Annotated in this window: 21 protein-coding genes; 15 read left to right on the forward strand and 6 right to left on the reverse strand. The window is 73.9% G+C overall.

Features of this window, described 5'->3' with window-relative positions; translation table 11 throughout:
- Positions 1 to 212: 212 nt before the first annotated feature.
- Complete coding sequence (locus tag ACIPYS_RS12700; protein WP_400745867.1) at positions 213 to 656, reverse strand: VOC family protein; 444 nt, start codon at positions 654 to 656, stop codon at positions 213 to 215.
- A 124-nt stretch (positions 657 to 780) separates the two neighbouring features.
- Between ACIPYS_RS12700 and ACIPYS_RS12705 the strand changes: the two genes are divergently transcribed.
- Positions 781 to 1,704, forward strand: a complete 924-nt coding sequence (locus tag ACIPYS_RS12705; protein WP_093860896.1) for a DUF4231 domain-containing protein — start codon at positions 781 to 783, stop codon at positions 1,702 to 1,704.
- Positions 1,705 to 1,754: 50 nt separating this feature from the next.
- Here the strand turns inward: ACIPYS_RS12705 and ACIPYS_RS12710 are convergent, their stop codons facing one another.
- Positions 1,755 to 2,162 (reverse strand): VOC family protein, encoded by a 408-nt coding sequence (locus ACIPYS_RS12710; protein ID WP_045937644.1) that lies wholly within the window; start codon positions 2,160 to 2,162, stop codon positions 1,755 to 1,757.
- A gap of 238 nt (positions 2,163 to 2,400) precedes the next feature.
- On the opposite strand from ACIPYS_RS12710, the gene ACIPYS_RS12715 reads away from it, so the two are divergent.
- The 7 genes from ACIPYS_RS12715 (at position 2,401) to ACIPYS_RS12745 (ending at position 9,651) form a co-directional block, all read left to right on the forward strand.
- Entirely contained in the window at positions 2,401 to 3,117 is a 717-nt protein-coding gene (locus tag ACIPYS_RS12715) for a WXG100 family type VII secretion target (RefSeq protein ID WP_400745768.1), read from the forward strand.
- On the forward strand, positions 3,114 to 4,103 hold the full coding sequence (locus tag ACIPYS_RS12720; protein ID WP_360021060.1) for a nucleic acid/nucleotide deaminase domain-containing protein: 990 nt from the start codon (positions 3,114 to 3,116) through the stop codon (positions 4,101 to 4,103). The genes ACIPYS_RS12715 and ACIPYS_RS12720 overlap by 4 nt, the downstream gene beginning before the upstream one ends.
- Positions 4,104 to 4,129: 26 nt before the next feature.
- A complete protein-coding gene (locus ACIPYS_RS12725; protein WP_360021062.1) occupies positions 4,130 to 4,696 on the forward strand; it encodes an SUKH-4 family immunity protein in 567 nt (188 codons plus the stop codon).
- A 16-nt stretch (positions 4,697 to 4,712) separates the two neighbouring features.
- Complete coding sequence (locus tag ACIPYS_RS12730) at positions 4,713 to 5,552, forward strand: nucleic acid/nucleotide deaminase domain-containing protein (RefSeq protein WP_360021063.1); 840 nt, start codon at positions 4,713 to 4,715, stop codon at positions 5,550 to 5,552.
- A gap of 72 nt (positions 5,553 to 5,624) precedes the next feature.
- The gene (locus tag ACIPYS_RS12735) at positions 5,625 to 7,388 is read left to right on the forward strand and encodes a hypothetical protein (RefSeq protein ID WP_400745770.1); all 1,764 of its coding nucleotides are present in this window, start codon (positions 5,625 to 5,627) and stop codon (positions 7,386 to 7,388) included.
- Positions 7,389 to 7,550: 162 nt separating this feature from the next.
- Complete coding sequence (locus ACIPYS_RS12740) at positions 7,551 to 7,985, forward strand: MarR family winged helix-turn-helix transcriptional regulator (protein ID WP_093860890.1); 435 nt, start codon at positions 7,551 to 7,553, stop codon at positions 7,983 to 7,985.
- Between the two features lie 43 nt (positions 7,986 to 8,028).
- The gene (locus ACIPYS_RS12745) at positions 8,029 to 9,651 is read left to right on the forward strand and encodes an MFS transporter (protein ID WP_400745870.1); all 1,623 of its coding nucleotides are present in this window, start codon (positions 8,029 to 8,031) and stop codon (positions 9,649 to 9,651) included.
- A 141-nt stretch (positions 9,652 to 9,792) separates the two neighbouring features.
- Here the strand turns inward: ACIPYS_RS12745 and ACIPYS_RS12750 are convergent, their stop codons facing one another.
- On the reverse strand, positions 9,793 to 10,311 hold the full coding sequence (locus ACIPYS_RS12750; protein WP_400745772.1) for a GNAT family N-acetyltransferase: 519 nt from the start codon (positions 10,309 to 10,311) through the stop codon (positions 9,793 to 9,795).
- Between the two features lie 46 nt (positions 10,312 to 10,357).
- Between ACIPYS_RS12750 and thpR the strand changes: the two genes are divergently transcribed.
- Positions 10,358 to 10,948: an RNA 2',3'-cyclic phosphodiesterase gene (gene thpR / locus ACIPYS_RS12755; RefSeq protein WP_159424917.1), complete on the forward strand. Its 591-nt coding sequence runs from the start codon at positions 10,358 to 10,360 to the stop codon at positions 10,946 to 10,948.
- A gap of 85 nt (positions 10,949 to 11,033) precedes the next feature.
- On the opposite strand, the gene ACIPYS_RS12760 is transcribed toward thpR, so the two are convergent.
- Positions 11,034 to 11,630, reverse strand: a complete 597-nt coding sequence (locus tag ACIPYS_RS12760; RefSeq protein WP_093860888.1) for a TetR/AcrR family transcriptional regulator — start codon at positions 11,628 to 11,630, stop codon at positions 11,034 to 11,036.
- Positions 11,631 to 11,741: 111 nt separating this feature from the next.
- Between ACIPYS_RS12760 and ACIPYS_RS12765 the strand changes: the two genes are divergently transcribed.
- Positions 11,742 to 12,506, forward strand: coding sequence for an SDR family NAD(P)-dependent oxidoreductase (locus tag ACIPYS_RS12765; RefSeq protein WP_400745775.1), 765 nt, complete (start codon positions 11,742 to 11,744; stop codon positions 12,504 to 12,506).
- Between the two features lie 231 nt (positions 12,507 to 12,737).
- Here ACIPYS_RS12765 and serC read toward each other — a convergent pair whose 3' ends face one another.
- A complete protein-coding gene (gene serC, locus ACIPYS_RS12770) occupies positions 12,738 to 13,856 on the reverse strand; it encodes a phosphoserine transaminase (protein ID WP_093860886.1) in 1,119 nt (372 codons plus the stop codon).
- A gap of 142 nt (positions 13,857 to 13,998) precedes the next feature.
- Positions 13,999 to 15,099 carry a citrate synthase 2 gene (locus tag ACIPYS_RS12775; RefSeq protein WP_045937634.1) on the reverse strand — a complete coding sequence of 367 codons (1,101 nt, stop codon included), beginning with the start codon at positions 15,097 to 15,099 and terminating at the stop codon, positions 13,999 to 14,001.
- Positions 15,100 to 15,515: 416 nt separating this feature from the next.
- Between ACIPYS_RS12775 and pdxH the strand changes: the two genes are divergently transcribed.
- The 5 genes from pdxH to ACIPYS_RS12800 all read left to right on the forward strand — a co-directional run bounded on the left by pdxH (position 15,516) and on the right by ACIPYS_RS12800 (position 24,654).
- Positions 15,516 to 16,148 (forward strand): pyridoxamine 5'-phosphate oxidase, encoded by a 633-nt coding sequence (gene pdxH / locus ACIPYS_RS12780; protein ID WP_400745871.1) that lies wholly within the window; start codon positions 15,516 to 15,518, stop codon positions 16,146 to 16,148.
- Positions 16,149 to 16,401: 253 nt separating this feature from the next.
- The gene (locus tag ACIPYS_RS12785) at positions 16,402 to 17,961 is read left to right on the forward strand and encodes a TIR-like protein FxsC (protein WP_400745778.1); all 1,560 of its coding nucleotides are present in this window, start codon (positions 16,402 to 16,404) and stop codon (positions 17,959 to 17,961) included.
- Positions 17,958 to 22,097: an FxSxx-COOH system tetratricopeptide repeat protein gene (gene fxsT / locus ACIPYS_RS12790; RefSeq protein WP_400745780.1), complete on the forward strand. Its 4,140-nt coding sequence runs from the start codon at positions 17,958 to 17,960 to the stop codon at positions 22,095 to 22,097. The genes ACIPYS_RS12785 and fxsT overlap by 4 nt, the downstream gene beginning before the upstream one ends.
- A gap of 34 nt (positions 22,098 to 22,131) precedes the next feature.
- Positions 22,132 to 22,311: a hypothetical protein gene (locus ACIPYS_RS12795; protein ID WP_093860883.1), complete on the forward strand. Its 180-nt coding sequence runs from the start codon at positions 22,132 to 22,134 to the stop codon at positions 22,309 to 22,311.
- A gap of 42 nt (positions 22,312 to 22,353) precedes the next feature.
- A complete protein-coding gene (locus ACIPYS_RS12800; protein ID WP_400745782.1) occupies positions 22,354 to 24,654 on the forward strand; it encodes an FxsB family cyclophane-forming radical SAM/SPASM peptide maturase in 2,301 nt (766 codons plus the stop codon).
- Positions 24,655 to 24,685: the final 31 nt, after the last annotated feature.

Genomic DNA, 24,685 nt, shown 5'->3' on the forward strand with positions numbered 1-24,685 from the left:
GCCCCCGGGCCGGCCGGGGGGGCGAAGGCACGGACGCCGGAGAACCGGCCGGGGGGGGCGACGGCGGTGCTCCCGTGCCGGAGCGGCGTGGAGCCCGCGGCCGCTTCCGGGTCCCGGGGCGGTCAGTCGGTCGGATCGGTCATGGGACGTGATTCTGCAGGTCACGCCCGCCCCTTGGTCGGGCGGGGCGGGGCGGGCGCGGTGGGCGGAGGTCAGTGGACGCAGTACTCGTTGCCCTCCGGGTCCTGCATGACCACCCAGGAGCCGCCCGGTTCGGCGACCTCGCGCAGGGTGGTGGCGCCGAGGGACTCCAGGCGGGCGACGGTCGCGGCGCGGGCGTCCGGGCCGGGGTGGAGATCGAGGTGGAGGCGGTTCTTGCCCTGCTTCGGTTCGGGGACGCGCTGGAAGAGGATGCGGCGGCCGAGCCCGGTGCCGGAGGCGGGGTCGTGCGGGTCCTCGGGGTGGCGGACGGCGGCGAGGGTGAGCCAGGCGTGGCGGCCGTCGACCTCGGTGACCTGGGCCGGGGTGACCGCGCCGGCCGACAGCAGGTTGCCGATCAGTGTGCTGTGGTCCTCGACGGTGTAGTCCAGTGCGGCGCCCCAGAAGGCGGCCTGGCGGTGCGGGTCGGCGGCATCGATGACGAGCTTCCAGTGCATGGGCATGTAACCAGTTATAGGGGTTGCCGGGCACCGGGGACAATAAGGGGCGTCAAGAGGCTCGCGGTGTAGCGGAGTTGACCGGGGGCATACTCCGGGCGAGACGGGGGAGGGGAGCGGTTCGATGGTGCGACAGGATCCGCCGACGGGGGTCGAGGCCCAGCTGCTGCCGGAGCTGTTCCGGACGGCCGACCGGGCGTCGATCGCGGGCCAGCAGGAGACGCTGCGCTGGTACCGGGGGCTCATCTCGATGCTGGTGGTCGCGGCGGTGGTCGGCTCGCTGCCCGGGCCGGACGACAAGGGGGCCGCCGACATCACGCCGCTGTTCTCGGTGGTGGCGTTCCTGGTGGCCGGGTACTTCTGGTCCCGGCTGCGCCGGGGCAATCCGCAGGCGCGGTGGTACGAGGCGCGGGCGGCGGCCGAGTCGGTGAAGACGCTGGCCTGGAAGTACTCGGTGCGGGCCCGCCCGTTCGAGGGCGAGGCGGAGTCGGCGGACGTCGACCGGGTCTACCTGCTCCAGCTGGAGGACGTGCTGCGGGCCTTCGAGGACCCGGCGATCGTGCCGCCGGACGCGGTCGCCGAGATCACCCCGGAGATGCGGCGGGTGCGGGCGGAGTCGCTGACCTCGCGCCGCACGCTCTACCTGCGCACCCGGGTGGAGGGGCAACGGACGTGGTACCGCTCGCGCGCCGAGTCCTGCGAGTCGCAGGCGGTCACCTGGGGGCTGGCCGTCGCGGCGCTGATCATCGTCGGTGCGGCGGCGGCGATCGCGCAGGCGACCGGGGCGCTGCAGGTGCACGTCTTCGGGGCCACCTCGGCGGCGGCCGCGTCGGTGATCGCCTGGACCCAGCTGAAGCAGCTCCGCCCGCTGGCGGCCGCGTACCAGCTGGCGGCGCGGGAGCTGGAGAACGTCGGCAACCAGCTCTCCGACCTCGACCTGCGCGGGCCGGACGCCGAGCGGGGCTGGGCCCGGCTGGCGGCGGAGGCGGAGGACGCGGTGTCGCGCGAGCACACCACCTGGCGGGCCAAGCGGGCCTTCCCGCGCTGATCGGGGCCTGTCGGCGCCGGGCGGGGCGGGCGGGTGGTCCGGTGTCGCGCTCAGGCGTCCAGGGGTGCTAGTCCGAACGGGTGGCCGGCCGGGTCGATCAGCACCTTGAGCGTGCGCCCGTGCTGGTAGGTGGGCTCGGTCGCGCCCAGGGCCAGCGCGCGGGCGGTGGCCTCCTCCAGGTCGTCGACGTAGAAGTCCAGGTGGAAGTGCTTGCCGCCGTCCGGCTCGACCCAGGGCTCCGGCCGGTACCCGTTGACCCGCCCGAAGCCGAGCGGGCTGCCGCCCTCCGGGTTGTCCAGGATGGCGAACTGCTCGTCCACGTGCCGGGTCTCCCACCCGAGCAGCTCGCCGTAGAAGGCGGCCAGTGCGACCGGGTCGGCACAGTCGATGGTGACCATGGCGAGGCGGGCGAAGCCGGTGTCGGCCTGCGCGGCCTGCTCGGCGGCGACGTCGGTCATGTCTGCTCGGCCCTTCTGCTGAGGGGTGGTGCGGCGCCGGGGGTCCGCGTGGACCGGGCCCCACGATCCAGCATCGCACCGGGAGTCATCGGGGGCACGGCCAGAGATGTGGGGCGAATCGGTCTGGAACGTTCCGGATCGCTACAGAATCGGCACTCCTTGGGCATCGGGCGACCAATGATTAGTTGTATAAACTTTTGATCCAATCGAGGGATTGTTGGTTACGGGGGGTTTCTCGATGGCAATCGAACTGCCCGACGAAGTCGCGACGCTGCTGAACTTCATCGGCATCCGCTGGCCTTCGGTCAACGAGGACAGGGTCCGCGAATTCGGCGAGCACATCAAGGAGTTCGCCAAGGGCCTGGAAGAGGTGCACGCGGACTCGACCGCGACGGTCCATCAGCTCGGCGGCGCCTACGAGGGCGCGTCCTACCAGGCGCTGGCCGCCAAGTGGGCCCTGATGTCCGACAAGCACTTCAACGAGGTCGTCCAGGCGGCGCACGTGGTCGCGCAGGCGATGGACATCGCCGCCGACGCGATCGTCGCGATGAAGCTGGAGGCGCTCGGCGAACTCGTCGTCCTGGCCGCCACCTTCGTCGCCGCCCAGGCCGCCGCGGTGGCGACGGCCGGGCTGGCGGAGGTCGGCGCGATCGCGGCCCAGCAGGCCGCGCGCAAGCTGATGTCCTACCTGGCGCACCAGCTGGAGGAGTACATCGTCGCCCAGGTGGTGGAGGCCGCGCTCAACCCGCTGATCGAGGTCGTCGCGGAGGCGGTGTCCGGGCTGGTCTTCGAGGCGGCCGAGGCCGCGGTCGACGGCGGCTCGGTCGGCGCCGCGTTCAAGATCGATCCGGCCGCGGTGGAGGCGCACGCCCGCGCCCTGCACGAGCAGGCGGAGAAGGTCGCCCAGCACGCCCAGGTCTTCGGCGCCCGGGTGTCGGCGGTGAACTTCGAGTGAGCGATCCCACCGTCAAGGCGCTCAAGAACGTCGCGACGAAGCTCGGCAAGACCCTGTCGGACGACATGGGCAAGGCCGCGAAGAAGATGTACAAGCAGGCGGGCGACAACCTCAACAAGACCGCCAAGCACCACAAGGACAACGACCACCACACCGCCGACGACTTCGACGGCAAGGCCAAGGACAAGGCCGCCGAACCGCCCAAGACCGGTAGCGGCGCGGGCGGTGACGGGGCGAAGCCGGCGCCCCGGAAGTACTACATCCACGACGACGGCCGGGTCCAGGAGATCAAGGACGGCAAGCTGGTCGACGTGAAGGACCCCGAGGCGTCCCTCAAGACCATGCTGGACGGGACCTCCGACAAGGTCAGGGACCCGTCCCCGGACGACCTCAAGGACAAGTACCACGCCAAGAAGTACAAGAAGACGGAGAAGGACGACCAGGGCAACCCCAAGCAGGACGAGAAGGCCACCAGTCGGAGGATCGACGGCCCGACGCCGCTCTCCCAGGCCGTGGAAGAGGCTCGTCGGGCGCAGGGCGACTACGGCGGCAAGAACTACGCCGCGATCCGCTACAAGCACCCCGACGGCAACGAGATCATCGTCGTCGGCCGCAGTGGTGATCGAAGCCATTCCGAGCGGTCCATCGGTAAACCGGTGCTCGGGGGACGGGAGCAACACGTCAGCGAGCTCTACACCGAGCGCGCCCCCTGTCAGGCCAACGAGAACTGCGAACGCTGGCTGGGGCGCCACTTCGAGCCCAAGAACCCCGATCTCGACGTGAACTACGGCGTCGAGTACGACAGCAAGGTCCCCAAGAAGGACCGCGACTGGGGGCACCGGGCCTATCTGGAACAGCTCGCGAACGACCACGGCGCGTCACAGCATGGTGGCACGATGGGCTCGAAGGACTTCGACGCCCAGGGGCAGCAGGACAAGGCGGCCCACGATGCCAAGCAGGCCGCGAAGAAGCACAAGGGCATGTAGGCGTGGAACGACAGGATGGTTGAGTAGTGCTGGTAGGGATTGACTGGCCCGTGCTCGTGGAGCGGGCCGCGCCCGGCGACCTGCTGCGGTTCCGGCCCGAGGTGGCGGCCGAGCTCTGGTCCGGGGACGCGGACGCCGTGCGCTTCGTGACCGAGATCGGGGTGCCGTTCTCCAACGGGCTGTTCCGGATCCTGGAGGAGCTCGCGGACCGGCGTCCGGACAACCCGGACTGGGCGTTCGCCCGGCCGTTGACCGACTCGCTGGTCGAGACGGAACACGGGCGGCTGCGGCAGCTGGGTGAGCTGTACGGAGGGTTCGTCTTCCTCAACCTCGACGACGGGACGATCTGGGTCTGCGACCCGGACGCCGACGAGGAGTACGAGCTGATCCACCGGGACATCTCCTCGCTGTCCTACCTGGTGTACAAGATCGAAGTGGAGAAGCCGACGCCCGAGGAGCGGCCGACGCCCTACGACTGGGTCAACGCCGAGGAATGCGTCCGGGAGGGCATGGAGCGCTGGGACGAGGTGCCGTTCGGGGACGGCACGCAGTTCTGGAACGTCTTCATGGACTCCTCGTACCACATGACATGAGAGGGCCGGTTCGAACGTGAACGCGGACAGGGACGACGAGCTGGTGGCGGCGCTGCTGGCGCACTTCGGGCCGCGCGGGCTGCGGGCCCTGCCGATCGCGCCGGCCGGGCCGTTGCGGCATCCGGGGCTTCCGGTGCAGGTCGGGCCGTACTTCCGGGCAGCGGAGGAGGACGATCCGCTGTCGGTGGGGGAGTGGGCCGGGGCGGACGCCGGGCCGGCGGCGGCGCAGCTGCGGATCGGGACGGACGGCGGGGCCGAGCTGTACTTCGCGCCGGACCGGTCGGTCCGGGCGGTACTGCCGGGGGCCGAGCCGCTGGACCTGCCGGTGAGCGGCAGCGTGGCGGCGTTCGCGGCGGGACTGCTGCTGCTCGACCGGCTGCTGCCGGCGGTCGCCGGGGTGGACCGGCCGGACCTGGCGCTGGCGGCCTACCGGGAGCTGCGGCAGGGCCTGCTGGCCGCGGACCCGACCGCCTTCGACGACCGCGAGGGCTGGTGGCCGCGGGTGCTGGACGACCTGCGGCGGCCGTTGAACATCGACTCCTCGGCGGCGTTCGAGGTGGTGGACGGGCAGGGCGCGAAGCGGATCGTCACCGAGGTGGGCGGCCCCGGTCTGCTGCACCCCGAGGAGGCGCTCTGGCACCGGCTGCGGGCCGAGGGCGTGGAGGCCGAGCAGGTCGTCCGGGTGTACTGCGAGCTGGAGCCGTGCATGATGCCCGGCCACTACTGCGCGCGCTGGCTGGCGCGGGAGTTCCCGCAGGCGGAGTTCACCCACAGCTTCGACTACGGCGACACGGCCGAGTCCCGGGAGAGCGGGATCAAGGCACTGATGATCAGCGTGGCCGAGCGGCGAGGCTGAGCCGGGCACGGAGTTCGACGGGGCCGCACGGCAGTACGGCGGCACGGCAGCACGGGGAGAGGGAAGCAGGACATGGCGGGGAGCGGGCCGCGGATGCCGCGGCTGGGGGCGGGCCGCAGGCCGGCCGGGATGGCGTTGCTGGGCTGGCTGGACGACCCGCGGGCGCCGCGGCTGTGCCGGGTCGCCGGGCCGCCCGGGTCCGGCAAGTCGCACCTGCTGGCCTGGCTGGTGCGCGGCTGCACCGGGGCCGACACTCCGGGCGGGCGGCGGATCCACGCGGTGCTGCCCGCCGCCGGTGCCACCGTGCGGACGGCCGTCTGGTCGCTGGGGCAACAGCTCGACCTGGTCGCGCACGCCCCGGGCCCGCTGGTCGCGGCGATCGCGGCCGACGGCCGGCCGACCGTGCTCTGCGTGCCCGGGCTGGACCTGGCGGAGGACCCGGCCGCCCTGGTGACCGAGCTGCTCGACCCGCTGCTGCGGCTGCCCGGGGTGCGGCTGGTGGTCGGGGCGGCGACGGACGGCCCGGCCGCCCGGTCGTTCACCGCCGTGCCCGCCCCGGCCGTGCTGGACCTCGGCGAGCCGCAGTGGACGGACGCCGCGCGGTTCGCCGCCTGGGCGGTGGAGCAGGGCGGCGACCCGGCCGCCTACCCGCTGCCCGGACCGGTCCTCGGCGAGCCCGCCGTCCCGCCCGCCCCGTTGCCGCCGCCGCCCGGGACCGAGCTCCGCTCGCTCGGCGAGGAGGCCCTGTCGGCGCTCTGGACGACGGTGGTGGCGGACCCCGGCCCGCTGGCCGCCGACCCGCTGCTCTACGCGCTCGCCCGCCCCGTCCCGGTGACGGCGGCGGTCGAGCGGCGGGACGACGCGCTGGCCAGGGCCTGGCGGGCCGCCGGGCCGGCGGTGATCGAGGAGCCGGACCCGGCGGTGCGGGCGGCGGTGCTGCGCACCCGGCTGCTGGGCGGGGACACCGCCGCCGCGGCGGCCGCGGCCGTGCTGGCGCAGCTGCCCGGGCCCTGGGCCGGGCGCTGGGCCCGCTGGGAGGGCGTCGACCGGGACTGGCCGGGACCGGCGGTGGCACTCGCGGCCGGCGCGGGGCCGTACGCGGGGCAGGTGCTGGTGGCCGGTCCGACCGGTTCGGTGCGGAGCTTCGACGCCGCCACCGGCCGTCGCGTGGGCGCGCTGGTGGTGCCCTCGCCGCGCCCGCTGCGGGGGCTGGCGGTGACGGCGGGCGGTTCCGCGGTGCTGCTCGATGCCTGGGGGCGGCCGGAGCTGGTGGTGCCGGCCGAGCCCCGGCCGGGCCTGGAACCGTACGGGCTGACGGCGGCGCTGGACGCGGTGGGCGCGGCCGCCGGGGACCTGAGCGCGGTGGCGGCGGTCGGCGGTCTGGCGGACTCCGCGCCGGCCCTCGGCGACGCGGCCGGCGCGGTGCACTGGTTCGAGGACGGCAAGGTGCTGAGCGAGCGGCTGCACCACGGGCCGGTGACGGCCCTGGCCGGTACCGCGCTGGGCGGCGGGCCGCTGTCCGATCCGGAGATCCCGCTGCTGGTGAGCGGTGGTTTCGACGGCGCGGTGCGGCTCTGGGGGCCGCGTTCGGCGCCGATGCCCGAGCCGTCCGACCGCCGGGGCTGTCCGGTGACGGCGGTGGCGGCCGGGGCGACGGCGGCCGGTCCGGTGGTGGCGGCGGCCTGGTCGGACGGCTTCGTCCGGGTGCGGGACCTGGGGACGGGCGGGGTGCTGGACCTGCGGACCGGCTCGGAGGTGTGGTCGCTGGTGCTGGCCGGCACGCTGCTGGTGCTGGGCATGCCGGACGGTCTCGCGGCGGTGGACACCCGGCGCTGACCCGCTCTCGTCCCGCGCCCGTTCCCCGCGCGCCCACCCCGCTCTCGTCCCGCGCGGGTACCCCGTCCGCAACCTCGCGCGCGTACCCCGGTCGGGAGGCCGTGATGCGGGCGAACGGAAACCAATTTTCTTTAGCGAGAGTAATGACGTAAGCTAAACACCATGCCCGAGATGTCCGAGCAGGACCTCGCAGCCATCAGTCAGCTGCGATCGTCCGCCATGCGCCTCTCCCGTCGACTGCGTCACCAGCGGGTCGAGGAGTCGCTCAGCCCCACCGAGATCGGGGTGCTGGGCACCCTCGCCCGGTGCGGGAAGGCCACACCGGGCGAGCTCGCCCGGAAGGAGCACGTGCAGCCGCCCTCGATGACCAGGATCGTCGCGATGCTGGAGGAGAAGGGCCTGGTGCGGCGCGAGCCGCACCCGGAGGACCGCCGTCAGGTGGTCGTCAGCAGTACCGAGGAGGCCGAGACGATCCTGGCGGAGTCCCGCAGCCGCCGGAACGCCTGGCTCGCCGAACTCGCCGAGGGACTCGACGAGGAGGAGTGGGCGAAGCTCCGCGAGGCCGCGCCCGTGCTCTACAAGCTCGCACACCTCTAGGCAGATCGATTCCGGTAGCCGCCGGAGGACGAAGGAGAAACGCATTACCGCAGGACCCAGGACAGACACCAGGAGCGCGACGGCCGGAGCACCGGCCGCCGCGCCGCGAGGGGAGACCACTGTGACACCGCCGGCCGCCGCCACCGCAGCCGCCACCCGTACCCGGACCGACGAGCAGACCACCGACACCGCCGCGGCGAGCGCCGCGGCCGCCGAGACCCAGGCACCCGCCCCCACGGGGCTGCCGGGCAACGGCGACGACGACCCCGACGAACGCACCGCGGCGGAGGATCCCGCCGCTCCCGGCCGCAGCCGCGCGGCCACGTCCCCGAGGACGGCGGACTCGCCGACCGGAGCCCGGTTCACCAGGCCCGGGGGGATGTTCAGCTCACTGAGCGTTCGCAACTACCGCTACTACTTCGCCGGCCAGGTGGTGTCCAACACCGGGACCTGGATGCAGCGCATCGCCCAGGACTGGCTGGTCCTGAGCCTCACCGGCAGCCCGCTCGCGGTCGGCATCACCACCGCGATGCAGTTCCTGCCGATGCTGCTGCTCGGTCTCTTCGGCGGAGTGCTCGCCGACCGGCTGCCCAAGCGCAAGCTGCTGATCGCCACCCAGGGCGCGATGGGCCTGCTGGCCGCCGGCCTCGCCGTGCTGACCGTGGCCGGCGTCGTGACGCCGTACTACGTCTACGCGTTCGCGCTGCTGCTCGGCCTGGTCACCGTGGTCGACAACCCGGCCCGGCAGGCCTTCGTCTCCGAGATGGTCGGCCCGAAGCACCTCGCCAACGCCGTCAGCCTGAACGCCGCCAACTTCCAGACCGCCCGGCTGGTCGGACCCGCCGTCGCGGGCCTGCTGATCGCCGCGGTCGGCAGCGGCTGGGCGTTCGCGGTGAACGCGCTGTCCTTCGCCGCCGTCATCGGCGGACTGCTCGCCATGCGCGGGAGCGAACTGCGCCCGACCGAGCCGATCGCCCGGGAGAAGGGCCAGCTGCGGGAGGGGCTGCGGTACGTCAAGGAACGGCCGGAGCTGTTCTGGCCGATGGTGCTGGCCGGCTTCATCGGCACCTTCGGGTTCAACTTCCCGACCCTGCTGTCCGGTTTCGCCACGGAGTTCCACGTCGGCGCCGGGCAGTACGGCCTGCTGAACACCGCGATGGCGGTCGGTTCGCTGGCCGGTGCCCTGATCGCGGCCCGCCGGGGCGCGCCCAGGCTGCGCAGGCTCGTCGCCGCCGCCCTCGGCTTCGGCGCGCTGGAGGTGCTGGCGGCGTTCGCGCCCGGTTACTGGACCTTCGCGCTGCTGCTCACCCTGATCGGGGTGTTCGGGCTGAGCTTCAACACCTCGGTCAACGCCGCTCTGCAGCTGGGCACCGAGCCGGCGATGCGCGGCCGGGTGATGGGCCTGCTGGTGCTGGTCTTCACCGGCGGCACGCCGATCGGGGCACCGATCGTGGGCTGGGTCACCGCCTCGTACGGGCCCCGGCTCGGGCTGCTGGCCTGCGGCCTGGTCTCGGCACTGGCGGCCACCGCGGTCGGCCTGGTGCTGGCCCGCAGCGCCGAGCTGCGGCTGCGGCTGGACCTGCACCCGGGGCGGGGCGGCCGCGTCGTCGCCCTGGTGCCGCGGACGCCCGTCGGCGTCAAGCCGGAGCTGGCCACCGCCTGCTGACGGCGGACCGGACCCGCTGACGGCGGGTCGGCCCCCGCTGACAGCGGATCGGCCCCGGAGTGCCAGGACGGCGCTCCGGGGCCGACGGCCGTTCCGGAGCCGGACCGGCGGCCCGTTCCGGAGCCGGACCGCCGATCCGGGTCAGAGCCGGATCGCCAGGATCTGCCCCTGCCAGAGCCCGGCCGGCTGCTCGACCTCGAAGGACTCGGTCTCGGTGAAGCCGAGCGCCCGGTACTGGCCGACCAGCTTGCGGTCGCCGCCCGCGAAGCAGTCCACCCGCAGCAGGCCGATGCCGCGCCGGCGCGCCTCGTCGAGGGCGTCGGCGATCAGCGCGGCGCCGATGCCGGAGCCCTTGCGGGACCGGTCGGTCACCAGGTTCCGGATGTACAGCTCGGGCTCGTCCACCGGGGTGGCGCACTCGGGCCGCTCCTCGGACAGCACGCAGGAGCCGACGGTGCGGCCCTCGTCGTCGACCGCGAGCCGGATCAGGAACGGCTCGCGGCCGTACTTGCCGATGTGCTCGACCCGGGCCGGGGTGCCGCTGAACGAGTGGTCGCCCCACTGGCGGGTACGGCCCTGGGCGGTCAGCCACTCCACGGCGCCGTCGAGCAGGGACAGGATGTCGGGGATGTCTTCGGGACCCCCGTTGCGGATCTTCATGGAAAACCGTTCTAGTCCAAACCGTCGCCCGGTGGAAGATGTCCCCATGAGGCTCTTCGTGGCGGTGCTGCCTCCGGTGGAGGCGTTGCAGGACCTGGTCGACGCGGTGGCGCCGGTGCGCGGGCTGCCCGGGGCGGACCGGCTGCGCTGGACGGCGGTCGAGGGCTGGCACCTGACCCTGGCGTTCCTCGGCGAGGTGCCGGAGGACCGGGTGCCGGAGCTGTCGGCCGGTCTGGCGGCGGTGGCGGCGGTGAATCCGGCGCACCCGTTGCGGCTGGCCGGGGCCGGCCGGTTCGGCGACAAGGTGCTCTGGGCCGGGGTGGAGGGGCGGGTGTGGGCACTGCGCGGGCTGGCCGAGGCGGTGGCCGGGGCCACCGCGGAGGTGGCGGGCGAGGCGGACGCGTTCAGCTTCCACCCCCATCTGACGCTGGCCAGGGCGGGGTCCTCACGGGGGCAGCGGCGCGCGGTGCAGCGGGCGGCCGCGGCGGAGCTGGACGGGCTGGCGCAGGCCCTGGAGGGGTACCGCGGGCCGGACTGGGAGGCCGCCGAGCTGCACCTGATGCAGAGCGAGCAGGGCGGCGGCTTCGCCCACTACGGCTCACTGGCCTCCTGGCCGCTGGCCCGCTGGGAGGGCTGAGCGGGTCGGCACCTCGGTCGGGCCGGTGCTGCGGTCGGGCCGGTACCTCGGCCGGGTCGGTGCTGCGGTCGCGCCGGTGCTCCGGTCAGGGCCAGATCCGCATGGCGTCCGCCGCGACCCGTTCCAGTTCGGCGCGGGTCGCGCCGTCGCGAGCGCGCTGCGACATGCCCTGGACCACGGCCGCGGTGAACTGCGCCAGGGCCGCCGGGTCCGTCCCGGCGGGCTCGTGACCGGCCGCGACGTCGGCGCGGATCAGTGATTCCAGGGCGCGGACATTGGCGTTGCGCATGTCCCGGACGGCCCCGGTCACCTCGGGCGAGGTGCAGTTGACCGTCGAGCTGATCAGCAGACAGCCCCACGGGTGGTCGGGGTCGGTCGCCATGGCGGCGGCCTCGCGCAGCATCCGGGCCACCCCGGCCCGGGCGGTGGGCTCCTCGGCGAGCGCGCGGGTCGCGTAGGCGCCGTGGCCCTCCCGGTACCGGTCGACCACCTCGCCGAAGAGGGCGCTCTTGTCGCCGAAGGCCGCGTAGAGGCTCGGCGGGCGGATGCCCATCGCGGTGGTGAGGTCGGCGACCGAGGTCGCCTCGTAGCCGCGTTCCCAGAACAGCCGCAGGGCCTGCTCCAGGGCGGCCTCGCGGTCGAAGGAGCGCGGGCGGCCGCGCTTCGCGGGGGTGGTGGCCATGCGCCGATTCTATATCGCCCACTACAGAAACCGTGCTACGGTCATTTCATTAGCGATCACTACAGAAATGGGTGCCGCCGGACCGGCGGCACCCGGAAGAAGGGGGCGGTCATGTCGAGGTTGACCGGGCGGACGGCGCTGGTGACGGGCGGCAGCCGGGGCATCGGGCGGGGCATCGCCGAGCGGCTGGCACGGGAGGGCGCGCTGGTCGCGGTGCACGGGCGGGACCCGGAGGCGGCCGGGCGGACGGCGAAGGAGATCGAGCGTGACGGCGGCCGGGCCTTCGCGGTCGCCGCCGAACTCGGTGTGCCCGGGGACGCCGAGGCGCTCTGGGCGGCCTTCGACGCCGGGCTGGCCGGGTACGACGGCGGCCACGGGCTGGACATCCTGGTGAACAACGCCGGGATCGGGCAGCCGGGGCGGATCCACGAGGTGGACGAGGCCGCCTACGACCGGGTCTTCGCCGTCAACACCCGGGCGCCGTTCTTCGTCGTCCGGCACGGCCTGGACCGGCTGCGCGACGGCGGGCGGATCGTGAACGTCTCCTCGGGCGTGACCCGGGTGGCGTTCCCGGAGACCGTCGCCTACGCGATGACCAAGGGGGCGCTGAACACCCTGACGCTGACCCTCGCCCAGGAGCTGGGGCCGCGCGGGATCACCGTCAACGCGGTGCTGCCGGGCATCGTGGCCACCGACATCAATCCCTGGCTGGCGGATCCGTCGGCGCGGGCGCGGGCGTCCTCGTACTCGGTGTTCGACCGGGTCGCCGAGCCGGGCGACGTGGCGGACGTGGTGGCCTTCCTGGCCTCGGACGACGCCCGCTGGGTCACCGGCCAGAACCTCGACGCCAGCGGCGGATCCAACCTCGGCGTCTGAGCGCGGAGCGTGCGGGGGTACGCTCGTTGACCGTGGATCCCAAGACTCGCATGCGAATCGTGACCGGCGCGCTCGTCCTGCTGCTGGTGATCGTGCTGGCCAGTTCGCTGGTCGGCCGGTAGCAGCCGGGGCCGGCGGAACGGAGAAGGGCCACCGCCCGGAGGCGGTGGCCCTTCACACGTGCGGGTGCGGTCGGCCGGGACTGCCCGGCCGCGCAGCCGGTGCGGTCGGTCAGAGCCGCTCGACCACGTAGTCGATGCAGACCGTGAGCGCCTCGACGTCGGCCGGCTCGATCGCCGGGAACATCGCGACCCGCAGCTGGTTGCGGCCGAGCTTGCGGTACGGCTCGGTGTCGACGATGCCGTTGGCACGCAGCGCCTTGGCGACGGCGGCGGCGTCCACCGAGTCGTCGAAGTCGATCGTGCCGACGACCTGGGAGCGCTCGGCCGGGTTCGCCACGAACGGGTTGGCGAACGAGGACTTCTCGGCCCAGCCGTACAGCCGGGACGAGGAATCAGCCGTACGGGCGACGGCCCAGTCGAGCCCGCCGTTGCCGTTCATCCATTCCAGCTGGTCGGCCAGCAGGAAGAGGGTGGCGATGGACGGGGTGTTGTACGTCTGGTCCTTCGACGAGTTGTCGATCGCCGTCGGCAGGTCGAAGAACGGCGGGACGTACCGGCCGGAGCCGGCGATCTCGGCGGCGCGCTCCAGGGCGGCCGGGGAGAACGACGCCAGCCACAGCCCGCCCTCGGAGGCGAAGGACTTCTGCGGGGCGAAGTAGTAGACGTCGGTCTCGGTGATGTCCACCGGCAGGCCGCCGGCGCCCGAGGTGGCGTCGACCAGCACCAGCGAACCCTGGTCGGCACCGGCCGGGCGGGCGATCGGCATCGCGACGCCGGTGGAGGTCTCGTTGTGGGTGAGTCCGTAGACGTCCACCCCGGCCTCGGCGACCGGCAGCGGGTGGGTGCCCGGGGCGGTCTTGATCACGCTCGGCTCGGCGAGCCAGGGCGCGGCCTTCACGGAGGAGGCGAACTTGGAGGAGAACTCGCCGAAGTCGAGGTGCTGGGACTTCTCGCGTACCAGGCCGAAGGCCGCGATGTCCCAGAAGGCGGTGGACCCGCCGTTGCCGAGTACCACCTGGTATCCCTCGGGGAGGGAGAACAGGCTGCTCACGCCCTCGCGCACGCGCTTGACCAGGTTCTTCACCGGGGCCTGGCGGTGGGAGGTGCCGAGCAGGGAGGTCTCGGTGGCGGCGAGGGCACTCAGGGCCTCGGGGCGCACCTTGGAGGGGCCACAGCCGAAACGGCCGTCGGCGGGCTTGATGTCAGCGGGGATCTGGATCTGAGCCACGCGCCGCAGCCTACCGGCCGGGGCGCCCGCGGTTCGACGCCCGTCCGCCCGCTGAGATGCCCCGCACCCGCCCGCGAGCTGCGGAAACAGCGGGTCCGGTTCGGTATCCGGACCCGCTGTCGGGGGAGTGGCGACGGCGGTGTCAGCCGGCGATGGCCTCGAAGCCCTCGATGTCGCGGGGGCTGCGCGGGCCGGGGCCGATGTAGCGCGCGGCGGGGCGCACGAGGCGGCCGGTGCGCTTCTGCTCCAGGATGTGCGCCGACCAGCCGGCGGTCCGGGCGCAGGTGAACATCGAGGTGAACATGTGCGCCGGGACCTCGGCGAAGTCCAGCATGATGGCGGCCCAGAACTCGACGTTGGTGGCCAGCACGCGGTCGGGGCGGCGGTTGTGCAGCTCCTCCAGCGCGGCCTTCTCCAGCGCCTCGGCGACCTCGAAGCGCGGCGCGCCGAGCTCCTTGGCGGTGCGGCGCAGCACGCGGGCGCGCGGGTCCTCGGCGCGGTAGACGCGGTGGCCGAAGCCCATCAGGCGCTCGCCCTTGTCCAGGGCGTTCTTGACCCAGGCGGTCGCGTCGCCGGTGCGCTCGATCTCCTCGATCATGCCGAGCACGCGGGACGGGGCGCCGCCGTGCAGCGGGCCGGACATCGCGCCGACGGCGCCGGACAGGGCGGCCGCGACGTCGGCACCGGTGGAGGCGATGACGCGGGCGGTGAACGTGGAGGCGTTCATGCCGTGCTCGGCGGCGGAGGTCCAGTAGGCGTCGATGGCCTTGACGTGCTTCGGGTCCGGCTCGCCGCGCCAGCGGATCATGAACCGCTCGACCACGGTCTCGGCCTTGTCGATCTCGCTCTGCGGGACCATCGGCAGGCCCTGGCCGCGGGCGGACTGGGCGACGTAGGACAGCGCCATCACGGCGGCGCGGGCGAGGTCGTCGCGGGCCTGCTCGGCGTCGATGTCCAGGAGCGGCTTGAGGCCCCAGACCGGGGCGAGCATGGCGAGGGCGGACTGCACGTCGACCCGGATGTCGCCGGAGTGGACGGGGATCGGGAACGGCTCGGCGGCCGGCAGGCCGGGGTTGAACTTGCCGTCGACCAGCAGGCCCCAGACGTGACCGAAGGAGACATTGCCAACCAGGTCGTCGATGTCGACGCCTCGGTACCGCAGGGCGCCGCCTTCACGGTCGGGTTCGGCGATCTCGCTCTCGAAAGCGACGACGCCTTCGAGCCCGGGTACGAAGTCGGACATGCACGGCTCCTTCAGTTCTGCGATCGGCGGGCCTCCGTGGTGGGGAGGCACACCAGTGACCGAATGGTGGTTGGCACTCGGTGCCAGGGTGACAGGCACGGGGTGCATTGCGCCATACACCACCATGGTGATGTTTCCCGAGGGCCCGCTTGACTTTTCGCCCGAGGGCCGGTCGTGCCCGGGAAATCTCCGGAACCAAGGGTGCGGTTCAGGACAAATCACCGTACGACGGGCGGCCAAGCGGTGGCGAGTCACCTTATCTCCCACCGGGGTTTGTCCGGAGGTAGCGGTGCCGGTTGCTTGTCGTACGGGATGATGTTGACGTGCAGACCCCGGACCGCGCCCAGTCGACGCCCCTGCCCCCCGCCACCCGGATCCCGGCCGACGAGGCCCGACCCGGGCCGGACCTCGCCGTGATGCGCAAGCACTACACGCACGAGGGACTGGCCGAGGAGGACCTCGCCGCCGAGCCGGTGGGCCAGTTCACGCGGTGGTTCCACGACGCGGACGAGGCCGGGGTGGTGGAGCCCAACGCGATGGTGCTCTCCACCGCCGACGCCCAGGGGCGGCCCAGCTCGCGCACCGTGCTGCTCAAGGGGTTCGACGCCCGCGGCTTTGTCTTCTTCACCAACTACGGCTCCCGCAAGGGCACCGAGCTCACGGCCAACCCGTACGCGGCGCTGCTCTTCCCGTGGGTCGCGCTGGCCCGCCAGGTGATCGTCCAGGGCCCGGTGGAGAAGGTCGGCCGGGACGAGACCGCCGCCTACTTCCGCACCCGCCCGCACGGCTCCCAACTCGGCGCCTGGGCCAGCGAGCAGTCCAGCCCGGTCGCCTCGCGGGAGGTGCTGGAGCAGCGCTACGCGGACCTCGAGCGGCGCTACCCGGAGGGCGAGGGCGTGCCGGTGCCGCCGTTCTGGGGCGGCTACCGGGTGGTGCCGGAGAGCGTGGAGTTCTGGCAGGGGCGGGAGAACCGGCTGCACGACCGGCTGCGCTACCTCGCCGACCCGGCTGCCCCGGAGGGCTGGCGGGTGGAGCGGCTCTGCCCGTGAGTCCGGCCGGGCGGTGCCCCCGAGTCCGGTCGACCCTGCCCGGGGAGCGGGCCGGGCCGTGCCCGCGGGGCCGGTCCGGCCGCGTCCGCGCCGTCGCTCCCGGGCCGCACCCGCACGCCTCCGACCAGGCCCGTAGCCCCGCGGGGTCGCACTTGTGACGACACCACTACACCTTCCTCCGCCCACCGGCTGACCTTGTGTCAGCCCGCCAGTAAGGTGGGGTCGTTCACCGGCAAGGTGGGGGGTTTTCTGGGTGCGGCCGTACTTCTTCTTCAGCTACGCGCGGCGGGACCACCTGGCCGGGGGTGCCTTCGTCGACCAGTTCTTCACCGACCTGCGGGACGAACTGGCCCGGATCGAGCCCGAGGCCGGACCGGGCGAACTCGCCTACCGGGACACCGAACGGCTGCGGATCGGCGACGACTGGGAGCGGCAGCTCTCCCGGATGCTCGGCGCCAGCCGCACCATGGTCGCCCTCTACTCGCCCGCCTACTTCGCCAGCCCCTACTGCGGCAAGGAGTGGACGGCCTTCGACGGCCGGACGCGGCGCCACGAGGAGCAGACCGGGGAGAGCGTCCCGGCCCTCATCCCCGTCCTGTGGGAGCCGCCGCCCGAGGACCTGCCCGCCGAGGTCCGGCGGATCCAGTACATGCAGCACGACTTCGGCGCCGAGTACGCCACCGGCGGGCTGCGCCACCTGCTGCGGACCGACCCGCAGGGCACCGCGTACCGCAAGGTGGTGCGGGTGATCGCCGAGCGGATCCGGGAGGCCGCCTCCTGGCGGGTCGCCGAGCTGCGCGACCTCGACCTCGGGCAGGTGGAGGGCTGCTTCCCGGTGGAGGAGGCCGCCCCGGTCGCCGCCCGCAGCAGCCTGGTCCGGCTCTTCGTCGCCGCCCGGCGGGCCGGCGACCCGCCCGCGGTCGTGGGCGGGGCCGGCGCGGTCAACGGCGACCGGTTCCCGGCGCAGCGCTCCGAGGCGGACAGCGCGCGGACCGACCGGGCCGCCGCGGGCGGCGACCTCGCCAACGGCCGTCCCGGCGGCCCGGACGGGCCCTACCAGGGCGGCTGGTACGGCGCGCACCCCCGCGACTGGGCGCCCTACCACCCGCCCCGGCTGCCCTCGTTGGCGGTCCAGGCCCAGCAGGTGATCACCCGGGCCGGGCACAGCACCAGCCTGGAGACCGTCGGCCCGGACCTCGCCGACGCGCTCGACCGGGCCCGGGAGAACAACGAGGTCAGCGTCCTGCTGGTGGACCCGTGGGCGGCCGGCGCCGAGCCCTTCCGGCAGGCGCTGCGCGACTTCGACCGGCAGAACCACCCGGTCACCGCCGTGCTGCTGCCCGACAGCACCGACGACCCGCCGGCCGGTCCGGCGCGCGCCCGGCTCTGGGAGGGGGTGCGCGAGGTGTTCGCGCGCACCTGGTTGCACCGGTCCGGTCCCGAGCCGCTCTTTCGCATCCACATCCGGCGGGAACGATTCGAGCGTGAGCTGCTCTCGACCGTGACCGTCGCCCAGAACCGCCTGCTCGACCAGCTGGACGACGACCCGGTCGCCGCCCGGGCCCAGTTCGGGCTCGGTCCGGACCCGCGACCGATGCCCGGCCTCACCATCCCGGCCTGGCCGCCCGTACCGCCGGAACCGCCCGCTTCCCCGGGCCCGCCCCTCCCGCGCCCGGGCAACGCCCCCGGAACGGGGAACACTCCCGGGGCGGGCGCCGGGGCCGGAGGCGCGCCGGGGCCGAGGGGCGCCCTGCGCGAGGAGACCGTGCCCCTGACCAACCGGGCGCCCAGTGAAGGAGAAGCGGACCGATGAGCGTTGAGCACGCCGCCCTCGCGGACCACGGGTCCGCGGCCCTCGCGACCCCCGGCACCGGCACGGTCGTCACCTTCTACTCCTTCAAGGGCGGCACCGGCCGCACCATGGCGCTCGCCAACCTGGGCTGGATCCTGGCCAGCCAGGGACTCCGCGTGCTGGTGGTGGACTGGGACCTCGAAGCCCCCGGCCTGCACCGCTACTACCACCCGCTGCTGGTCGACCCCGAACTCCACGGCACCGACGGGCTGATCGACATGCTCCGGGCCTACGTCGACGAGGCGCTGCCCGGACCGGACCGCCGCGGCCCGGGCCCCGACCCCCGGGAATGGCTGTCCGCGCCCGGCCGGCTCGAGCAGTACCTGTGCGGCCTGGCCCTCGACCTCCCCGACGGCGGCAAGCTCGACCTGATGCCCGCCGGCCGGCAGAACGCCGCCTACTCGGCCGCCGTCACCAGCTTCAACTGGCGCAGCTTCTACACCCGCGCCGACATCCGCGGCGCCGAGTTCCTGTACGCGCTGCGCGAGCAGTGGACCGGCAACTACGACTACGTGCTGATCGACAGCCGGACCGGGGTCAGCGACACCTCGGGCATCTGCACCGTGCTGATGCCCGATACCGTCGTCGACTGCTTCACCCTCGGCGCCCAGAGCATCCGCGGCGGCGTCGACGCGGCCCGCGCCATCGTCGACGCCGACGAGCGCGAGATCCGCGTGCTGCCCGTCCCGATGCGGGTCGAGGACGCCGAACGGGCCGGACTCGCCGCCGGGCGCGACCTCGCCCACGACGCCTTCGACCCCTACCTCGAGCGCTGGCTGAGCCCCGAACGGCGGGCGGGGTACTGGCGCGACGTCGAGGTGCCGTACAAGCCGTTCTACGCCTACGAGGAGGTGCCGGCCACCATCGTCGACCGGCCGCAGCAGGGCCGCAGCCTGCTCGCCGCCTTCGAACGGCTGGCCGCCTGGCTCACCGACGGCCGGGTCAGCGCCCTGCGCCCGCTGCCCGACCTGGCCCGGCGCCGCCTCTACGCCGCCTACCTGCGCACCGGCCGCACCCGCTCCCGCCAGGTGCACGTGAGCTACGCCCCCAAGGACCGGGTCTGGGCCGAGTGGATCTCCGAGACCCTGCGCGGCTTCGGCTACCTGGTCAGCCTGCACAGCGCCGCCGTCCCGCTCGACCCGGGACCGGTGCACGCCGCCGCGCTGCCCGAGACCGCCGGACCGCTGGACGGCGACGGCCGGCTGCTCGCCCTGCTCACCCCCGAGTACACCGCCCTGCCGCGCGCCCGGGAGATCTGGCGCCGGCTCACCGGCCAGGCGCCGGTCGGCGACTCCGGCGGCCTGCTCGCGGTGCGGATCGGCGGGGCGGAGGGCATGGAGCCGCCGCAGTTCGCCGGACACCGGGCGCTGGACCTCGCGCTCGGCTCGGCGGAGCAGGCCGAGGCCCAGCTGTTCGAGCTGATCGGACCCGCACCCGGCGCCGGACGCTGGATGGAGACCGCCGGGACCGGCGAGACCACCGTGCCGCACCCGGCCCGGTTCCCGGACGGCCGCCCCCCGGTCCAGGAACTGCCGCCCCGGCTGCCGACCTTCACCGGCCGGATGCGCCTGCTGGAGGCCGTCCGCGACGGCTTCACCGCGGACAGCGACGCCGCGCCCGTCCAGGTGCTCTACGGCATCGGCGGGGTCGGCAAGTCCCAGGCCGCGATCGAGTACGCGCACCGCTTCGCGGCCGGCTACGACGTGCTGTGGTGGGTCCCGGCCCAGCAGCCCGCGGTGATCCCGCAGAAGCTCGCCGAACTCGCCCCCGGCCTCGGCCTGGAGACCGACGGCGACGTCACCAGGACGGCCCGCGCCGTCCTCGACGCGCTCGCCAGCGGCCGGCCGTACCACCGCTGGCTGCTGCTCTTCGACAACGCCGAGGACCCGGAACTGCTGGACCCCTGGCTGCCCGCCGCCGGCCCGGGCGGCCACGTCCTGGTCACCTCCCGGGACCGGCGCTGGGCCCGCCGCCCGGGCCGCACCGAGGTCGAGGTGTTCGACCGGGCCGAGAGCGTCGAACTCGTCCGGCACTTCAACAGCGGGGTGGAGCGGGCCGACGCCGAACGGATCGCCGAACTGCTCGGCGACCTGCCGCTCGCCGTCGGCCAGGCCGCCGCCTGGCTGCAGGAGACGCCGATGCCGGCCGCGACGTACGCGGACCTGCTGGACGAGACGCTGACCGACATCCTCGACCGCTCGGTGCGGGGGACGCCGGTGGCGGTGGCGGCGGAGGAGGAGGCCGACGACGGGGGCGGCCGGGGGGAGGCCGTCCCGGCGGGACGCGGTGCTGCCGCGGAGGGCCTCAATGCCACCGCCACGGCAGCCACCTGGCGAATCGCCGGGTCCGACCTGCGGAGGATCAACGCTCCCGCCGCCCGTCTGCTCGAAGTCTGCGGCTTCCTCGGCCCCGAGGCCATCCCGATCCCCATCCTGTACAGCCCACCGGTGATCGAGGCGATCGGGCTCCCTCCGGGCACCTCCGACCACCGGCTCGAGGTCGGCGAGATCCTGCGCACCTGCAACCAGTTCAACCTGGCCCGCTACGACCACACGGCCGGGACGCTGGTGGTGCACCGGATCGTCCAGGCCCTGCTGCGCGAGCAGGTCGGCGAGGCCGACCGCGCACGGGTCCGCGGCGCCGCCCACCGCGCCCTCGCCCTCGCCGACCCCGGCGATCCGGACACCCCGCACCAGTGGCCCCGGTACGCCGAACTCCTGCCCCATCTGTGGCCCTCGGGAGCAGCCGATTCCACCGACCCGGCGGTCCGGCAGTGGATCGTCAACTCGGTCCGCTACCTGTGGCGGCGCAGCCTCCACGACGCCGGGCGCGAGCTGGCAGAAGGCGTGCTCGCCCGGTGGCAGGAGGCCGGACCGCAGGGCACCGAGGCGGACGTCAAGGTCCAGCTGCTGCGCGTCCAGCTCGGCAACATCCAGCGCAGCCTGGGCCTGGTCCGGGAGGCGTACGAGACGGACCGGGACGCCTTCGACCGGCTGACGGAGCTGGTCGGGCGGGACCACCCGGACACCTTTCCGGCGGCCACCAGCCTCGGCGGGGACCTCCGGCACCTGGGTCGCTACCAGGAGGCCCGGGAACTCGACGAAGTCACCTTGGCCGCCGCCCGTCGGGTGCTCGGATCCGACCACCGTCGCACCCTGATGGTCGAGAACAACCTCGCGGTCTCCATCATGCTGGTCGGGGACCTCGGCGAGGCGCTGGCGAGGCACGAGGTGCTCTACCACCGGAAGCTGGAGCTGTTCGGCAGGCGCAGCCCGTTCACGGTCCTCGACGGGCTCCTCCGCGGGCACCTGCTCCGCGAGGTGGGGCGGCCCGCCGAGGCCCTGTCGCGACTGGACAAGACGGTGCGCCGGAGCCGGGACGTGTTCGGCGAGCACCACGACGAGACCCTGCTCGCCCGGCGCTACCGCAGCGCCACCCTGCGTCGGCTGGGCAGGCTCCCGGAGGCCCTGGTCGAGGCGGAGGACGTCCACCGGCAGTTGTACGGGCGCTACGGGCTCGATCATCCCGGCACCGCCGGTGTGGCCGGGACCCTCGCGGCGGTCCTCGGTGCGCTCGGGGACGGCGGCCAGGCCGTCGTGCTCGCCGACGAGTCGTACCGGTACCACCGCGACCACCTCGGCGAGGGCCACCCCATGGAGCGTCTGGCGGCAGGCAACCTGGCCGTGGCGCTCCGGCGGGCCGGCCGGTCGGAGGAAGCCCGGTCGATGGCCGGCGAGGTGGCGGACGACCTGCTCAGACTGCTCGGCGACCGCCACCCGTGGGTTGCGGTCGCCCGGTTCAACCGGGCGAACGACTCGGCTCGTGAGGGGGCGTACGGCGAAGCGGTGACGCTCACCACGGCGGCCGTGCGCACCCTGGGCGGGCGACTCGGTCAGGACCACCCCGACACCCTGGCCGCCTCCGCGAACCTCGCCCTGGCGCTCACCGCGCTCGGCGACCCCGAAGGGGCGGTGCTGGGCGCGCGGACCCTCTCCCGGGCCCGCGCCGTGCCGTACCTCGGCGAGAACCACCCGCTCACCGAGTCGATCCGGGTGAAGGAGTGGCTGGACACGTCGATCGAACTGCCGCCGGCGTAGCCGCGGGCGGACGCCTGCCGAAAGGGAACTGACGATGGAGCCGACCGCAGAGACGTACACGGTGACCGAGCGGACCGAGGAACGCCTCGCCGGGCCGCGTCCCGGCCTCGCCGAACTGGCGGGGCTGGACGCCGGCGTGCTGGCGAGCCATCTCGAACTCGCGCTGCTCGGTGTCGGGGCCCGTCCGGTCTCACCGTTCGACTCTGCGATCTGAGCACCAGGATTAGCCCGGGTCGGCGGTTGGAAACGTGCCGTCATGACGTTTCCTCCGCCGCCGATCACGCAGTTCGTCCTCAAGGTCCACAGCCGGTGCGACCTCGCCTGCGACCACTGCTACGTGTACGAGCACGCCGACACCGGCTGGCGGTCCAGACCGCGTGCCGTCCCGGAGGCCGTGCTGGTGCGGGTCGCGGAGCGGATCGGGGAGCACGCGGCCGGGCACGGGCTGACCGCCGTTCGGGTCGTCCTGCACGGCGGTGAGCCGCTGCTGGCCGGGCCGGAGGTGTTCCGCCGGGCGGCCGGGCTGCTGCGGGCGGCGCTGCCCGAGGTGTGCGAACTCGACCTGAGGGTGCACACCAACGGCGTCCGGCTGGACGCGGTCTACTGCGAGCTGTTCGACGAACTCGGCATCCGGGTCGGCATCTCGCTGGACGGGGACCGGGCCGCCAACGACCGGCACCGCCGGTTCGCGGACGGCAGGTCGAGCCATCCGCAGGTGCTGCGGGCGGTCGGGCTGCTGCGCGAACGGCGGTTCCGGCACCTGTACTCGGGGCTGCTCTGCACCGTCGACGTGGCGAACGACCCGGTGGCCGTGTACCGGGCGCTGGCCGGACTGGAGCCCCCGGCCGTCGACTTCCTGCTCCCGCACGCCACCTGGGACCGGCCGCCGGAACGCCCGGACGGGCTCGGCCCGACGCCGTACGCGGACTGGCTGCTGACCGTGCACGGGCACTGGGAGGCGGACGGCCGTCCGTTCGCGGTCCGGACCTTCGACTCGGTGCACCGGACGCTGTCGGGGCTGCCCGGTCTGAGCGAGGCGCTCGGGCTGGAGCCGGTGGACCTGGTGGTGCTGGAGACGGACGGTACGTACGAGCAGGCGGACAGCCTGAAGACCGCGTACGACGGCGCGCCCGCGACCGGGATGGACGTGTTCCGGCATGCGGTGGACGAGGTCGCCGGGCATTCGGGCATGGCGGCGCGGCAGTCGGGCCTGGAGGGGTTGAGTGCTACCTGCCAGGTCTGTCCGGTGGTGCGCTCCTGCGGGGGCGGGCTGTACGCGCACCGGTACCGGGAGGGCTCGTTCGACCATCCGTCGGTGTACTGCGCGGATCTGCGGGCGCTGGTCGACGGCCTGGCGGCCCGGGCGGGTACCGTGCGGCGGCCCGCCGCGCCGACGGCCGACCTGACCGGCCCGGGGCTCACGGACGAGCAGATCGACGAACTCTCGCTTGGATTGGGCGGTCCGGAGACGGTCGGCGCGCTGGCCCGGTCCCAACTCGCCGTCACCCGCACAATGCTGGCGGCGGTGCACGGCTCCTCGGGGGTGGCGCGCTCGGAGGCGTGGGAGCTGCTGGCCGACCTCGATTCCTCCGAACCGGCCGCCGTGGACGCGGTGTTCTCCCACCCGTACGTCCGGGCCTGGGCGGCGCGGCGGTTGAGCGGTGACCCGGCGGCGGGGCTCGGCACCCTGGCCGAGCTGGCGGCGGCCGCGGCGGTGCGGGCGGGGCGGGGGGACACGGTGGCGGTGCCGGTCCGGGACGGGGTGCTGCACCTGCCGACGCTGGGGCGGCTGGTGCTGGGCGGGGGCGTGCGGGAGGCGCTGGTGACCGGCGGGCGGGCCGGCTGGACGGCGCGCACCGACGGTGGTGCGGTCGCCGGTCCGGGTGACGCGCGCTGGCAGCCGCTGCGGAGGCTCGGGAGGGGGATAGCGCTGGAGGACGTGGACCCGCAGCGGGGGGTGCACCGGTGGCCGGTGGAGGAGCGGTTGGCCGGTGCCGAGTACCGGCGTTGGGCCGGGGACTTCCGGGAGGCGGCGGACCTGCTGGACCGCGATCTGCCCGAGTACGCGGTCGGTTTGTGGGAGGGACTGACCACCGTCACGCCGTTGCAGCGGAGATCGGACGGCCACGACGTCAGCTCGGCCGCCCGCCAGGCCTTCGGCGCGGTCGCGATCGCGCGGCCGAGCAGTGCGGACACGCTGGGGCTGTTGCTGGTGCACGAGTTCCAGCACGTGAAGCTCGGCGCGGTGCTGGACCGGGAGGAGTTGTACGACCGGGGCGACACCCGGTTGTTCGAGGCGTTCGGGCTGACGCCGAGACCGATCGGCTCCCTCTTCCAGGCCGTCTACGCCCACCTGGCCGTCACGGCGTTCTGGGGCACCCGCGCCCGCGGGGGGCGCGGGGAGCAGGCCCGGTCGAAGTTCCGGCACTGGCGCACCCTGACCGACGAAGCCGTTGACCTGCTGGCCGACAGCGGAGCGCTCACCCCTCTGGGGAAGCGCTTCGCCGACGGCGCGAGGGCATCGGTGGATCTCTGGCTGCGGTCCATCGAGGGCTGATGCCGCCCGGCCGCTCCCGCGCATCGCGGGA

It is taken from the genome of Kitasatospora sp. NPDC089913, assembly GCF_044748625.1.
Classification (GTDB): domain Bacteria; phylum Actinomycetota; class Actinomycetes; order Streptomycetales; family Streptomycetaceae; genus Kitasatospora.

What these genes read in the sequence shown, in the direction of transcription:
- ACIPYS_RS12700 (WP_400745867.1), bottom strand. Translation starts at nt 656, where the DNA reads ATGCACTGGAAGCTCGTCATCGATGCCGCCGACCCGCACCGCCAGGCC.
- ACIPYS_RS12705 (WP_093860896.1), top strand. Translation starts at nt 781, where the DNA reads ATGGTGCGACAGGATCCGCCGACGGGGGTCGAGGCCCAGCTGCTGCCG.
- ACIPYS_RS12710 (WP_045937644.1), bottom strand. Translation starts at nt 2,162, where the DNA reads ATGACCGACGTCGCCGCCGAGCAGGCCGCGCAGGCCGACACCGGCTTC.
- ACIPYS_RS12715 (WP_400745768.1), top strand. Translation starts at nt 2,401, where the DNA reads ATGGCAATCGAACTGCCCGACGAAGTCGCGACGCTGCTGAACTTCATC.
- ACIPYS_RS12735 (WP_400745770.1), top strand. Translation starts at nt 5,625, where the DNA reads ATGGCGGGGAGCGGGCCGCGGATGCCGCGGCTGGGGGCGGGCCGCAGG.
- ACIPYS_RS12740 (WP_093860890.1), top strand. Translation starts at nt 7,551, where the DNA reads ATGCCCGAGATGTCCGAGCAGGACCTCGCAGCCATCAGTCAGCTGCGA.
- ACIPYS_RS12750 (WP_400745772.1), bottom strand. Translation starts at nt 10,311, where the DNA reads ATGAAGATCCGCAACGGGGGTCCCGAAGACATCCCCGACATCCTGTCC.
- thpR (WP_159424917.1), top strand. Translation starts at nt 10,358, where the DNA reads ATGAGGCTCTTCGTGGCGGTGCTGCCTCCGGTGGAGGCGTTGCAGGAC.
- ACIPYS_RS12760 (WP_093860888.1), bottom strand. Translation starts at nt 11,630, where the DNA reads ATGGCCACCACCCCCGCGAAGCGCGGCCGCCCGCGCTCCTTCGACCGC.
- ACIPYS_RS12765 (WP_400745775.1), top strand. Translation starts at nt 11,742, where the DNA reads ATGTCGAGGTTGACCGGGCGGACGGCGCTGGTGACGGGCGGCAGCCGG.
- ACIPYS_RS12775 (WP_045937634.1), bottom strand. Translation starts at nt 15,099, where the DNA reads ATGTCCGACTTCGTACCCGGGCTCGAAGGCGTCGTCGCTTTCGAGAGC.
- pdxH (WP_400745871.1), top strand. Translation starts at nt 15,516, where the DNA reads ATGCGCAAGCACTACACGCACGAGGGACTGGCCGAGGAGGACCTCGCC.
- fxsT (WP_400745780.1), top strand. Translation starts at nt 17,958, where the DNA reads ATGAGCGTTGAGCACGCCGCCCTCGCGGACCACGGGTCCGCGGCCCTC.
- ACIPYS_RS12795 (WP_093860883.1), top strand. Translation starts at nt 22,132, where the DNA reads ATGGAGCCGACCGCAGAGACGTACACGGTGACCGAGCGGACCGAGGAA.
- ACIPYS_RS12800 (WP_400745782.1), top strand. Translation starts at nt 22,354, where the DNA reads ATGACGTTTCCTCCGCCGCCGATCACGCAGTTCGTCCTCAAGGTCCAC.